Origin of the sequence: Mesorhizobium sp. B263B2A (genome assembly GCF_020165775.1) — a bacterium.
GTDB lineage: Bacteria > Pseudomonadota > Alphaproteobacteria > Rhizobiales > Rhizobiaceae > Mesorhizobium > Mesorhizobium opportunistum.
The window spans coordinates 116835-130751 of the sequence record NZ_JAIUIU010000003.1 but is presented as its reverse complement, the minus strand read 5'-3'; the positions used below and the strand labels follow the sequence as shown (position 1 = coordinate 130751).

11 protein-coding genes are annotated in these 13917 nt (G+C 63.3%); 4 read left to right on the top strand and 7 right to left on the bottom strand.

Features of this window, described 5'->3' with window-relative positions:
- Positions 1–27 precede the first annotated feature (27 nt).
- Positions 28–588, top strand: coding sequence for a DUF1003 domain-containing protein (locus LB568_RS07880; RefSeq protein ID WP_140569280.1), 561 nt, complete (start codon positions 28–30; stop codon positions 586–588).
- Entirely contained in the window at positions 585–1172 is a 588-nt protein-coding gene (locus LB568_RS07875) for a DedA family protein (protein ID WP_140569278.1), read from the top strand. Before LB568_RS07880 ends, LB568_RS07875 begins: the two co-directional genes overlap by 4 nt.
- Positions 1173–1192: 20 nt before the next feature.
- Here LB568_RS07875 and LB568_RS07870 read toward each other — a convergent pair whose 3' ends face one another.
- A complete protein-coding gene (locus LB568_RS07870; protein ID WP_013895235.1) occupies positions 1193–1552 on the bottom strand; it encodes a diacylglycerol kinase in 360 nt (119 codons plus the stop codon).
- A 78-nt stretch (positions 1553–1630) separates the two neighbouring features.
- Entirely contained in the window at positions 1631–2047 is a 417-nt protein-coding gene (locus tag LB568_RS07865) for a GFA family protein (RefSeq protein WP_013895234.1), read from the bottom strand.
- 395 nt (positions 2048–2442) lie between these two features.
- Here LB568_RS07865 and LB568_RS07860 point away from each other — a divergent pair, with 395 nt between their 5' ends.
- Positions 2443–3513, top strand: coding sequence for a GGDEF domain-containing protein (locus LB568_RS07860; protein WP_224729787.1), 1071 nt, complete (start codon positions 2443–2445; stop codon positions 3511–3513).
- A 105-nt stretch (positions 3514–3618) separates the two neighbouring features.
- Here LB568_RS07860 and LB568_RS07855 read toward each other — a convergent pair whose 3' ends face one another.
- From LB568_RS07855 to LB568_RS07845, 3 genes are all read right to left on the bottom strand, one after another.
- Positions 3619–4992 carry a class II 3-deoxy-7-phosphoheptulonate synthase gene (locus LB568_RS07855; RefSeq protein WP_140569275.1) on the bottom strand — a complete coding sequence of 458 codons (1374 nt, stop codon included), beginning with the start codon at positions 4990–4992 and terminating at the stop codon, positions 3619–3621.
- 135 nt (positions 4993–5127) lie between these two features.
- Positions 5128–8625 (bottom strand): transcription-repair coupling factor, encoded by a 3498-nt coding sequence (gene mfd, locus LB568_RS07850; RefSeq protein WP_224729786.1) that lies wholly within the window; start codon positions 8623–8625, stop codon positions 5128–5130.
- A gap of 68 nt (positions 8626–8693) precedes the next feature.
- Positions 8694–8981 (bottom strand): succinate dehydrogenase assembly factor 2, encoded by a 288-nt coding sequence (locus LB568_RS07845; RefSeq protein WP_013895230.1) that lies wholly within the window; start codon positions 8979–8981, stop codon positions 8694–8696.
- A gap of 92 nt (positions 8982–9073) precedes the next feature.
- On the opposite strand from LB568_RS07845, the gene recG reads away from it, so the two are divergent.
- On the top strand, positions 9074–11182 hold the full coding sequence (gene recG / locus LB568_RS07840; protein WP_224729785.1) for an ATP-dependent DNA helicase RecG: 2109 nt from the start codon (positions 9074–9076) through the stop codon (positions 11180–11182).
- On the opposite strand, the gene LB568_RS07835 is transcribed toward recG, so the two are convergent.
- Both LB568_RS07835 and glmS read right to left on the bottom strand, forming a co-directional pair.
- A complete protein-coding gene (locus LB568_RS07835) occupies positions 11134–11889 on the bottom strand; it encodes a DUF502 domain-containing protein (protein ID WP_013895228.1) in 756 nt (251 codons plus the stop codon). The two genes, recG and LB568_RS07835, sit on opposite strands and share 49 nt — an antisense overlap.
- Before the next feature lie 90 nt (positions 11890–11979).
- Positions 11980–13803, bottom strand: coding sequence for a glutamine--fructose-6-phosphate transaminase (isomerizing) (glmS, locus tag LB568_RS07830; protein WP_013895227.1), 1824 nt, complete (start codon positions 13801–13803; stop codon positions 11980–11982).
- Positions 13804–13917: the final 114 nt, after the last annotated feature.

The following is a 13917-nucleotide window of genomic DNA, read 5'->3' as shown; positions in this document are numbered from 1 at the left end:
CTATTTCCACCGACGATGGAGATGGCCATGAACAAAACGATAGATGAACTGGCGAACCGCTGGCTCAAGCGTCGGCCGGACGGCCTCAGCCCGTTGGAAAGCCGGGTGCTGCAATCGGCGCTCGAGCGCACCACGATCTCCAGGGACACCAACAAGGCGGTGGCTTTCCACCAGACGTTCGGCGACCGCCTTGCCGATACGATCGCCCGCATCGGCGGCTCCTGGTCCTTCATCCTGGCCTTCCTGGCTTTTTTGGCCCTGTGGACCGCCGGCAATGTCTGGCTGCTGTCGCGCGACGCCTTCGACCCCTACCCGTTCATCTTCCTCAACCTGGTGCTGTCGATGGTCGCCGCCCTGCAGGCGCCGGTGATCATGATGGCGCAGAACCGCCAGACCGAACGCGACCGCATCGATGCCGCCCATGACTATGAGGTCAATCTGAAGGCCGAGATCGAGATCATGGCGCTGCACGAAAAGCTGGATGAGCTGCGCCACAGCCAGATCCTCGGCATGCGCGAAGAGATCGCGCGGCTGGCCGATCTCGTCACGCGGATCGACGAGAGGCTGTCGCAACAGTCGGCTTCATGACCGACGCGATCCATCATTTCATCGAACAGTATGGCCTGCTTGCCGTCTTTCTCGGCTGCGTTGCCGAAGGGGAAAGTGCTGCCATCCTCGGCGGCTTCTTCGCCCACCAGGACGTTTTCGTGCTGTGGCATGCCGTTGTCGCGGCAGCCCTCGGGGCCTTCGCCGGCGACACCTTCTTCTTCATCCTGGGCCGAAGTTTCGCCGACAATCGCCATGTCGTCAGGCTGCGCGAGCGGCCCGGTTTCCGCCGCGCTTACCGCCTGCTCAACACCCACCCCAACATCTTCGTGCTGTCGAACCGCTACGTCTACGGCATGCGCCTGGTCGGCGGCATCGCGGCCGGCCTTTCGACCATAGCCGCACCGCGCTTCGTCGTCCTCAATGCCATCTCGTCGATGATCTGGGCAGTGCTGTTCAGCTCGATCGGCTATGTCTTTGGACTGGGGGCCGAGCATTTGATCGGCCAGACGCTGATGCGCCACGAGCGGCTGTTCATCGGACTTGGCATTGGCCTCGCCGTGGCCGTACTTGCCTGGCTGGTCGCCCACCATATCGCCAAGCAGGAGCGCGGCCGCGAGCAGTGATGTCGCGGACGGCAGATGGGTCAGATGGGAAAGCCGGTGAGCCGCTCGATGAGCGCAATGCCCCAGACGCCGGCGACGATGACCACCGAAATCAGAACCGCCAGCGAACCGCAATCCTTGGCCAGTTGGATGTCGACATTGAACTCGCGGCTGAAGGCGTCGCAGGCCGCCTCGATGCCGGTGTTCAAGACCTCGACCATGATCAGCAGCAGAACCGCGCCGATCAGCAACGCGTAACCGCGCCACGAGACGGAAACGAACCACCCTGCCGGCAAGGCGAGCGCAAGGAGCGTCAGCTCCTGCTGGAATGCCTTCTCGTTGGCGGCCAGCTTGCGAAACGCCCGCACCGAATTGATAAAAGCGTCGATCAGCCGCTGCATGCCCAAATCCCTCTCCGAATCACCGGCACGGGATAAAGCAATGGCCCGATCAATGGAATAAGGCGCCTCGTCCAAAATTCATTCAGCGACAGGTATCGATGGCGTCGACTTCTCAAACTGCGGCAGCCCATCGTCGATCGAATAATAGTCGCCCTTGTCGCCAACGAAGATATGACAGTCGCCCTTGAGGCCCGTCGGCCTGTCGAACGATCCCGCCATGACCGAAATGTAGTCTTGATCCCCCCGCTTCCAGAAAAGCACCGACCCGCATGCCTTGCAAAAGCCACGCCTGGCGAAGGAGGAAGCCTCATACCATGTGATGCTTTCCGAACCTTCGATCACGATGTCGGCGTCGGCGACATTGGTCGCGGCGTAGAAATGGCCGCTCTGCTTGCGGCACTGCGAGCAGTGACAATAGACAACGCCGCGCAGCGCGCCGCGCGTCCGGAAACGGACCGCTCCGCACAGACAAGATCCCTGGTGACTGTCACTCATTCCAACCTCCTCCGAAAACGCGGCATCGTCCTCACCGCCAGGATTCCAGCTTTGCGGCGGCCGCACGCAAGAAAATGCGACATGCTCTGGTGCAGAAAATCCGAAATTTGGTTTCTCCAACAGCGTAACAGGCCTGCGAACTCAGGCTGCCGAACCGGCATTGTTGTTGGTGGCAGGATGAAGCCTTTACAGCCGCAGCCGGAGAAAACCTGCGGATTTTATCCGAATTAAGGAAACTTTAGCGCTGGCGCATCTATGGTCATGTCGTGTGAAGGTTGCGGGTGGGGACGCGCCTCTTCGCGTCTCGTTCTGGAATGTCGGTAGCATTCCCCCATGTCGGCGATAAGTGGACCCGCAAATCTTCGCCGGGATCCGAGGGGAAGAGTGGATCAGACATGCAGCCGGCAGCCACCCAGACCGAAAGAAACACCGATATCGCCAGCACCGTCGTCACGACCATGCGCCAGCTTGGCGTGCTCGGCCTGCCGCGCAACTACGAGATTTTCTACGAGGCGTTGAGCGGCACCAACCGCGAGCTCAGTCTCGCCGTCGTGTCGCTGAGCAGCCGGCCGACGCAGGATGAGCTGGATCAGATCGGGCGCACCTTCTTTGCCCACAACCATGGCCCCGGCATCGTCGAGCATGCGCGGGACGTCATCGCCAGGGAGCTCGAGGAAGTCGCATCGCTCTTGCGGAGCGAGCGCAGCCACATCGAGAAATACGGCAGGATCCTCGACGAGACATCGAGCGGTCTGAGCGGCCGCAGCCTGCTCTCCCAGGATCTTCTGCACAAGATCGCCAACGCCATGTCGGTCGCCACCAGTTCGACGATCGACCATGGCAGGCAGATCGCATCGACACTCCGTGACAAGACCGCCGAACTCGAGAGCGTCAAGTCGAAGCTCGAGGAATACAAGCGGCTGGCCGACACCGACCCGTTGACCCAAATCTGGAACCGCCGCGCCTTCGACAAGGAAATCACCAGGATCTACAACAGCAACAAGGGCATCCTGTTCAATGCCCTGATCCTTGCCGATATCGATCGGTTCAAGGACATCAACGACCGCTACGGCCATCCGGTCGGCGACAAGATCATCCAGATCATCGCCGAGATTTTCCAGACCAGCATTCGCGGCGACATGTTCGTCGCCCGCACCGGCGGCGAGGAGTTCGCGCTGATCATCGAGGGCGCCAGCGAGGACGCCACCTACGAGATCTCGGAGCGCATCCGTGCGCTGATCGAGCAGACGCCGTTCACCAGCAGCCAGACCGGCGCCAATTACGGCACCGTCACCGTCTCCATGGGCATCTGCATGGCATCCGAGGCCGATGGCCCGGAAGACCTCTACACCAAGGCCGACCGGGCGCTTTACCGTTCCAAGGTCAGCGGGCGCAACCGCGTCACCAAGCATTCGACGATGGCCGGCCGCGCCGGCAAGAGTTGGCTTCTCTACAAGAAGGACTGAAGCCTTCCATCCCGCCCTGTCGGCTCGGCAAATATTTGACCACAAACGGAAAAGGCGCCGGATTCCCAGGCGCCTTTTCTTTGCGTCAGTCCAGCCGGGCAGCAATCAGCCGTTCACGACCTGCTTGTGCCGCACCGGATGGCTCTTCTTCAGGAGATCCGACACCAGGAACGCCAGTTCGATCGCCTGGTCGGCATTGAGGCGCGGGTCGCAATGCGTGTGGTAGCGGTCCTGCAGTTCCTCGGCGGTGATGGCGCGTGCGCCACCGGTGCATTCGGTGACGTTCTTGCCGGTCATCTCGACATGGATGCCGCCCGGATGCGTGCCTTCGGCGCGGTGCACCTCGAAGAAGGTCTGCACCTCCTTCAGGATGCGGTCGAAAGGCCGCGTCTTGTAGCCGGCGGCCTCGATGGTGTTGCCGTGCATCGGGTCCGACGACCAGACGACACTGCGGCCTTCCTTCTGCACCGCGCGCACCAGCTTCGGTAGATGGTCGGCGACCTTGTCGGAACCGAAGCGCGCGATCAGCGTCAGCCGGCCGGGCTCGTTGTCCGGGTTGAGCAGGTCGATCAGCTCCAGCAAGCCGTCCGGCGTCAGCGACGGGCCGCATTTCAGGCCGAGCGGGTTCTTGATGCCGCGGCAATACTCGACATGGGCATGGTCGGGCTGGCGGGTGCGGTCGCCGATCCAGATCATGTGGCCAGACGTGGCGTACCAGTCGCCGGACGTGGAATCGACGCGGGTCAGCGCCTCCTCGTACCCGAGCAGCAGCGCCTCGTGGCTGGTGTAGAAATCGGTCTCGCGCAGCGCGTAATTGGTCTCCGAGGTGATGCCGACGGCCTTCATGAAGTCCATCGTCTCGGTGATGCGGTTGGCGAGCGACTCGTACTTCTCGCCTTGCGGGCTGTCAGAGACGAAACCGAGCATCCAGCGATGCACGTTCTCCAGGCTGGCATAGCCGCCCTGTGCGAAAGCGCGCAGGAGGTTCAGCGTCGCCGCCGACTGGCGGTACGCCATTTCCTGGCGGGCGGGATCGGGGATGCGCGACTTCTGATCGAATTCGATGCCGTTGATGATGTCGCCGCGATAGCTCGGCAGCGTCACCTCGCCCTTGGTCTCATTGTCGGACGAGCGCGGCTTGGCGAACTGGCCGGCAACACGGCCGACCTTCACCACCGGCTGCGCGCCGGCAAAGGTCAGCACCACCGACATTTGCAGGAAGACCCGGAAAAAATCGCGGATATTGTCCGCGCCATGTTCAGCGAAACTCTCGGCGCAGTCGCCGCCCTGGAGGAGGAAGGCCTCGCCGGCGGCGACAGCCGCGAGCTGCTTCTTCAGCTTGCGCGCCTCGCCGGCAAAGACCAGCGGTGGAAAGGTGGCGAGCTGGGCCTCCGTGTTCTTCAGCGCAGCAAGATCCGGATAAGCAGGAACCTGCTTGATCGGCTTTGCTCTCCACGAATTCGGCGACCATTTCGTCATCGCTGCACCCAACGCTCTTTCCGGCAAGCACCCTCGCCCGCCATTTCCAGCCCCTATAGGGGTGGCGGCTCCATACACGAAGCCGATTTTCTATTCTAGACCGGAATTTCAGCGCTGGCGAATGATGGCCGGCGGCTAGGCGGCCTTCTCCACCAGCCGCGCCAGCTGCGTCATGACGACCGCGGAGCCGGCAAGCCGCTTCTCGGCCGTTGGCCAGTCACGGGTGAAGACGACACTGTGGTCAGGCCTGATCTTGGCCAATGACCCCTGTTCGCCAATGAACTTGACCAGACCGACCGGATTGGAGAATTCGCGCTTGCGGAAATGGATGACGACGCCCTTGGGCCCGGCGTCGAGTTTTTCCACATTGGCCTTGCGGCAGAGCGCCTTGATGAAGACGATCTTCAAAAGATGCTTCACCTCGTCCGGCAACGGGCCGAAACGGTCGATCAGCTCGGCGCCGAAAGCGTCGATCTCCTCGGTGTTTTCGAGATCGCCGAGACGGCGGTAGAGCGCCAGCCTGAGCTGCAGGTCGGGCACATAGCTTTCCGGGATCATCACCGCGATGCCGACGGCGATCTGCGGCGACCAGCCGCCATCCTGGACCTCGCCGGAATCCTTCACCTCGGCCACCGCCTCTTCCAGCATCTGCTGGTAAAGCTCGAAGCCGACCTCCTTGATGTGGCCGGACTGCTCTTCGCCCAGAAGATTGCCGGCGCCACGGATATCGAGATCGTGGCTGGCGAGTTGGAAGCCGGCGCCCAGCGTGTCGAGCGACTGCAGCACTTTCAGCCGGCGCTCGGCCGTGTCGGTCAGCTTGCGATTGGCCGGCAAGGTGAACAGCGCATAGGCGCGCACTTTCGAGCGGCCGACGCGGCCGCGCAGCTGGTAGAGCTGCGACAGGCCGAACATGTCGGCGCGATGGATGATCAGCGTGTTGGCGGTCGGGATATCCAGGCCGGATTCGACGATGGTCGTCGACAAAAGCACGTCGTACTGGCCGTCGTAGAAGGCATTCATGATGTCGTCGAGTTCGCCTGGCGGCATCTGGCCGTGGGCCACGGCGACTTTCAGTTCCGGCACGGATTCACGCAGAAAATCATGGATTTCGGCGAGATCGCTGATGCGCGGAACCACATAGAACGAATGCCCGCCGCGATAGCGCTCGCGCAGCAGCGTCTCGCGGATGACCAGCGGATCGAAGGGCGAGATGAAGGTGCGCACCGCCATGCGGTCGACCGGCGGCGTGGCGATCAGCGACAGTTCGCGCACACCGGTCAGCGCCAGCTGCAGCGTGCGCGGGATCGGCGTCGCCGACAGCGTCAGCACGTGGACGTCGGTCTTCAGATCCTTCAGCCGTTCCTTGTGCTTGACGCCAAAATGCTGCTCCTCGTCGATGATCAGCAGGCCGAGATTCTTGAACGAGATGGCAGATCCGAGCAACGCATGGGTGCCGATGACGATGTCGACCTGGCCCTCGGCGATGCCCTTTTTGGTTTCCGCCAGTTCTTTGGCGCCAACCAGCCGCGAGGCCTGGGCGACACGGATCGGCAGGCCGGAAAAACGCTGCGAAAACGTCTTGAAGTGCTGGCGAGACAACAGCGTCGTCGGCACCACCACGGCGACCTGGAACCCTTCCATGGCCGCGATGAAGGCGGCGCGCAGCGCCACTTCGGTCTTGCCGAAGCCGACGTCGCCGCAGATCAGCCGGTCCATCGGCTTGCCGGCGCCGAGGTCATCCCTGACTGAGTCGATCGCCGTCTGCTGGTCGTCGGTTTCCTCGTAAGGGAAACGAGCCGAGAATTCGTCATAGAGGCCTTCGGCCGGCACCAGCGCCGGTGCTGCCCGCATCTGCCGTTCGGCGGCGATGCGGATCAATTGCCCGGCCATGTCGAGCAGACGCTTCTTCAGCTTCGCCTTGCGCGACTGCCAGGCGCCGCCGCCGAGCTTGTCCAGCGTCGCCTCGGCTGTGTCAGAGCCGTAGCGCGACAGGAGCTCGATGTTTTCCACCGGCAGGAACAGGCGATCGTCGCCGGCATAGTGGATTTCCAGGCAGTCATGCGGCGCGCCGACCGCTTCGATGGTGCGCAGGCCGATGAAGCGGCCGATGCCGTGGTCGGCATGGACGACGATATCGCCGGCCGACAAGGCCGACGCTTCGGCGATGAAGTCGGAAGCGCGCTTCTTGCGCTTCGAACGCCGGATCAGCCGGTCGCCCAGAATGTCCTGTTCGGCGACGACGACCAGCCTTTCGGTCTCGAAGCCGGATTCCAGCGGCAGCACGGCCAAGGCCGCCTGCCCTGGCTCGAGCTGATCGGCTTCGGCAAGCGTCTCGACCTGCTTGAGATTGCCGAGATGATGCTCGGCCAGGATCTGGCCAAGCCGGTCGAGGGAACCTTCGGTCCAGCCGGCGATGACGACGCGGCGACGTGCCGCGCGCTCATCGGCGATATGCCTGACGACGGCGTCGAAGACATTGACGTTCGGATCGGCGCGCTCCTCGACAAAGCTGCGGCCATGGCGTGATCCGGCGTGGTAGACCTTTTTGGCGCCGGCATCGGGCGCGTCGAACGGCGTGAAGTCGATCGCTTCGCGCGGCCCGAGCGAGGCGATCAGGTTTTCCGGCGAGAGATAAAGCAGATCCGGCGCCACCGGCTTGTAGGGCACGGCATCCTTCAAAGCCGCGTCCGCCTGCTTCTTGCGCGCCTCGTAGTGGTCGAGAATCAGCGTATGGCGTTCGGCCAACGCCTCATGCGCCAAGTGGTCGAAGACGACAGGCGTGTCCGGTAGATAGTCGAACACGGTCTCCAGCCGCTCGTAGAAGAACGGCAGCCAGTGCTCCATGCCGGCGAAACGCCTGCCCTCGCTGACCGCCGCATAGAGGCCGTCATCACGCTGCGGTGCGCCGAAGGCTTCGATATAGGCGCGGCGGAAGCGGCTGATGGTTTCGGGCGTCAGCGCCACCTCGCTCATCGCCTGCAGCGCCATCGACTTGCGCTGGCCGGTGGTGCGCTGCGTAGCGGCATCGAAGACGCGGATCGATTCCAGCGTGTCGCCGAAGAAATCGAGCCTCAGCGCCTCGGTCCAGCCCGGCGCGAAGAGGTCGAGAATGCCGCCACGCACGGCGAATTCGCCGATACCGCGCACCGTCGGCACGCGTTCGAAGCCCGACGTTTCCAGCCGCGACACCAGCGCGTTCATGTCGATCTGGTTGCCGGGCCTGGCATGAAAAGTCTGTGCCTCGACAAGCTCGGCCGGCGGAATGCGCTGCAGCAGCGCATTGGCGGTGGTGAGGATGACGGCGCGGTGTGGCTTCCTGGCCAGCGCGATCATGGCGGTTAACGCATCGAGGCGCTTGGCGGCGGCATCCGAACCGGGCGAAACGCGGTCATAGGGCAGACAATCCCAGGCCGGCAATTCGAGCACCGGCAGGCCGGGCGCCGCGAAGGACAACGCCTCGATGATTGCCGGCAGGCGCTGGCCGTCACGCGCCACGAACAATGCCGGTTTGTCGGGCGCGATCTCTAGCGCGGCCTGCACCAGCGCGAAGGCTTCATAGCCATCGGCGACACCGTCGACGATGAACTGGCCGGCACGGCCTTTCGGCAGACCAATGGTGGGAATGAGGCTCATCAAATCACGGTCTTGTTGTCGCAATTCCCAGGAAAACCGCTTGGCACTTTTCCTGGAATTGCTTGTGTTCAGAAAATCATGGTCCGGCGGGACGCCAGGATCTTTTGCAGGACGGCGCAGTCGATATCCGCCGGCACCGGGCGTTCGCCAGTGATCAGCGGCAGGAATTCGGTGTCGGGAATGTCGAGGAGCCTCTCATATTGGTCGATCTCCTCGGCCGTCAAGGCGCCGATCTCGGCATCGGCGAAGGTGCCGAGGATCAGATCCATCTCGCGCAAGCCGCGATGCCAGGAGCGGAACAAGAGCTTGCGGCGGTGGACGTCCAGCCCCTCGCTTGATCGTTTCGTTCCGGTCATTGTTGCGCATCCTCACTTGCTGCGGCGCATATAGCGTGGATAGAAGGGGCTGTCAGCCTTGCGCTGCTGCCGTCGCGACATAAGCTGACATCATGCGTCCTTCCATCCTCGACCCCCTCTTTGTCCCGATCACCTCGCTCGCCGGCGTCGGGCCGAAGGTGGGCGCATTGATCGAGAAAGTCGTCGCCGCCGATCTCGGCGATCGCGCGGCGCGCGCCGGCGACCTTCTGTTCGTGCTGCCACATACCGTCATCGACCGCCGCAACCGGCCGGGCATCGCGCTCGCCGCCGAGGGCGCGATCGTCACGCTCGAGGTGCGCATCGACCGTCATCAGCCGCCGCCGCGTGGCAACCGGTCGGTGCCCTACCGGGTCTTTGCCCATGACGATACCGGCGAAATCGGCCTGACCTTCTTCCATGCCCATGCCTCCTATCTCGAAAAGGCGATGCCAGTCGGCGAGCATGTCGTGGTCTCGGGCCGCATGGAATGGTTCAACGGCCGCCCGACCATGGTCCACCCAGACCATATCGCGCTGGCCAGCGAGGCGGAAAACCTGCCGCTGGTCGAACCGGTCTACCCACTCACCGCGGGGCTGTCCGGCAAGGTGCTGCGCCGGGCGATCGGCCCGGCGCTCGGCCGCCTGCCCGAATTGCCCGAGTGGCAGGACAGCGCCTTCATGCGCCGGCACACCTTTCCGGCCTTTGGCGACGCGCTCGCCCGCATCCACAACCCGGCCGATCCGATCGACGTCTCCATCGACGGCGCCGCCTGGCGGCGCCTCGCCTATGACGAATTGCTGGCTGGCCAGGTCTCGTTGGCGCTTGTGCGGGCAAAGATCCGCCGCTTGTCTGGCCGTCCCCTGGTCGGCGACGGCAGCATCGTAGAGAAACTGCGCGCAGCGCTTCCTTATTCGCTGACCGCTTCCCAGGAATTCGCGCTGGCCGAAATCAATGCCGATCTCGCCGACCCCGAGCGCATGCTGCGGCTTCTGCAAGGCGATGTCGGGTCCGGCAAGACGGTCGTCGCGCTGCTTGCCATGGCGCGCGCCGTCGAGGCTGGCGGCCAGGCGGCGTTGATGGCGCCGACCGAAATCCTGGCGCGCCAGCATCTGGCGACGATCGCCCCGCTTGCCGCCAGCATAGGCCTGCGCATCGCCATCCTGACCGGGCGCGAGAAAGGCCGCGAACGCGCCGACACGCTGGCCGGCCTGGCCAGCGGCGAGATCGACATCGTCGTCGGCACCCACGCGCTGTTCCAGGAAACGGTGACTTTCGACGACCTGGTGCTGGCCGTCATCGACGAGCAGCATCGCTTTGGCGTCCACCAGCGGCTTGCCATCACCGCCAAGGGCGATGCGCCCGACATGCTGGTGATGACGGCGACCCCCATCCCGCGCACGCTGGTGCTGACCGCCTTCGGTGACATGGACGTGTCGAAATTGACGGAAAAGCCGGCCGGCCGCCAGCCGATCCGAACCGTCACGCTGCCGCTGGAGCGCCTGGACGAACTGGTCGGCCGCATGGAGGACGCCGTCGCCGGCGGCCAGAAGATCTACTGGATCTGTCCGTTGGTCGAAGAGTCCGAAGAGATCAAGCTGATGTCGGCGGAAGATCGTTTCGCCTCGCTGAAACCGCTGTTCGGCGATCGTATCGGCCTTGTCCATGGCCGCATGAAGGGTGCGGAGAAGGACGAGGCGATGCGCGCCTTCAAGCAAGGCGAGACGCGCATCCTGATCGCCACCATGGTCATCGAGGTCGGCGTCGACGTGCCTGATGCCACCGTCATGGTCATCGAGCATGCCGAGCGCTTTGGCCTGGCGCAGTTGCATCAGCTGCGCGGCCGTGTCGGACGCGGCGACAAGCCGTCCTCCTGCGTGCTGCTCTACAAGGATCCGCTCGGCGAGACCGCTAAACGCCGGCTGTCTGTGATGCGCGAGACGGAGGACGGCTTCCTGATCGCCGAGGAAGACCTGAAATCGCGCGGTGAAGGCGAGCTTTTGGGCACCCGCCAGTCCGGCACGCCGGGTTTTCAGGTGGCGCGTATCGAGGCGCATGCCGATCTTCTGGAAGCTGCCCGCGACGATGCAAGGTTGATCCTGTCGCGCGACCCTGAGCTGCAATCCGACCGCGGCGAGGCGCTGCGCCTGCTGCTTTACTTGTTCGGACGCGACGAAGCCGTCCGGCTCTTGCGCGCCGGTTGAGCCAAGGCAGCAACCGATGGGTTGGCAAGCATTCCCTCGATCGGCTCACCATTCACGACAACCATTTGCTTGACCTCGGGCGCCACCAGTCCGGCCGAAACGATCAGCTTGGCACCGTCCTCGATCGTCATGTCGAGCAGCACGATGTCCGACTTCGGCACGTACATCAGGAAGCCGGTGGTTGGGTTCGGCGTGCAGGGCATGAACACGGCAATCAGCGGATCGCCTTGCTGATCAAGCTTCTGGTTGATCTCGGTCTCTTTCTCGCTGGCGACGAAGACCAGCGACCAGACACCCTTGCGCGGATACTCGACCAGCCCGACCTGGCGGAACATGTCGCCCTTGTTCGACAGCACGGTCTCGAAAATCTGCTTCAGCGAGCCATAGATGCCGCGCACCAGCGGCATGCGGCCAAGCATGCGCTCACCGAAATTGACGATGGCGCGGCCGACGATGTTGGCCGTCAGGAAGCCGATCAGCGTGATCAGGATCAGGGCGACGATCAGCCCGAAGCCCGGCACAGGGAACGGCAGGTAGGTATCGGGGTTGTAACGCGCTGGAATATAAGGCTTTACCCAGGAATCGACCCAGCCGATGAACGACCAGGCGATATAGGCGGTGATCGCCAGCGGCGCGCAGACGACGAAGCCCGTGAGGAAATAGTTCCTCAGCCGGGTCATGCCAGAAGTCTTCGGAGCGTCGGACATGGTTCACCGGCCGTGGGTTGCAGCGCAACATTAGTAAACAGCAAGGCCGTTTGGAACTGCGAAGTTTTTAAAGGCGCCTGTTTAAAACCCCTACTCCACCGTCACCGATTTCGCCAGATTGCGCGGCTGGTCGACGTCGGTGCCCATGAAGACGGCGGCGAAATAGGCCAGCATCTGGATCGGCAGCGCATAGATGATCGGCGAGATGATTTCGGGCACATCGGGCAGCACGATCGTTTCCATCGTCTTCACGCTTACCTGTGCCGCGCCCTTGCTGTCGGTGATCAGGATGATCTTGCCACCGCGCGCCGCCACTTCCTGCATGTTGGACACGGTCTTCTCGAAGATGCGGTCATGCGGCGCGATGACGATGACCGGCATGTTCTCGTCGATCAGCGCGATCGGGCCATGCTTCAGCTCGCCCGCGGCATAGCCTTCGGCGTGGATGTAGGAGATTTCCTTGAGTTTCAGCGCGCCTTCCATGGCCAGCGGGAAATTGGTGTCGCGGCCGAGATAGAGCACATCCTTGTAGCGCGACAGTTCGCGTGCGATGCGCTCGATCTGTTCTTCGAGCTTGAGCACCTGGTTGGCATAGCGCGGCGCTTCCGAAAGCGCCCGCACCAGGGTTTTCTCCTGCTCTTTCGAGATCGTACCGCGCGCCACGCCGGCGCGCACCGCAAGCGCGGCCAGCACGGACAACTGGCAGGTGAAGGCCTTGGTCGAGGCGACGCCGATCTCGGGGCCAGCAAGTGTCGGCAGCACGACGTCGGATTCGCGCGCCATGGTCGATTCCCGCACATTGACGACGGCGCCGATCTTCATGCCGGCCTTGCGGCAGTAGCGCAGCGAGGCCAGCGTGTCGGCGGTCTCGCCCGATTGCGAGATGAAGAAAGCGGCATCGTTGGCCGACAGCGGCATTTCGCGGTAGCGGAACTCCGAGGCGACATCGATATCGACCGGCAGCCGCGCATAGCGCTCGAACCAGTATTTGCCGATCAGGCCGGCGAGGTAAGCGGTACCGCAGGCGGAGATCGCCAGCCGGTCGATCTTGGCGAAATCGAAAGGCAGGTCGAGCGGCTTGGAGACGCCGGAGACGAAATCCACATAGTGGGCCAGCGTGTGCGAGATCACCTCGGGCTGCTCATGGATTTCCTTCTCCATGAAATGGCGGCGATTGCCCTTGTCGACCATGAAACTGGTCGACAGCGACTGCTGGCGCTTGCGGGCAACCTTTTTGCCGTCGATGTCGAAGATGGCGACGCTGTCGCGGCGCACCACCGCCCAGTCGCCGTCTTCGAGATAGGTGATCGAATTGGTGAACGGCGCGAGCGCGATGGCGTCCGAGCCCAGGAACATTTCGCCATCGCCATGGCCGACGGCCAGCGGCGGGCCGTTGCGGGCGCCAACGATCAGATCCTCGTCGCCCTTGAACATGATGGCCAGCGCAAAGGCGCCTTCCAGCCGCTTCAGCGCCTGATGGGCGGCCTCGACCGGCTTCAGCCCCTTGGCGAGTTCACGCGCCACCAGGTGGGCGACGACTTCGGTGTCTGTTTGCGACGAGAAAGAATAGCCGTCGCGGATCAGTTCGTCGCGCAATTCGGCGAAATTCTCGATGATGCCGTTGTGGACGATGGCGACGCCGGCGGAAAAATGCGGATGCGCATTGGTCTCGTTGGGCACGCCATGGGTCGCCCAGCGTGTGTGGCCGATGCCGATGGTGCCTTCAAGCGGCTCATCCTTGAGCCGGCGTTCGAGGTTGACCAGCTTGCCCTCGGCGCGCCGGCGGCCAAGCTCACCCTTCTCGACGGTGGCGACTCCGGCCGAGTCATAGCCGCGATACTCAAGTCGCTTCAACGCATCGACAATGAGCGGCGCAACCTGCGAGTGGCCAACGATTCCAACGATACCGCACATGCAGACAGCCCCCAATTCCCCGTGGAAAACCAGCGTTATTTAGGGATAGCCGGTCCGCCGCGGAAGTCACATTGCATTTCGTCCGCTGTAACGGACGCTTCTGCACGCATGCAT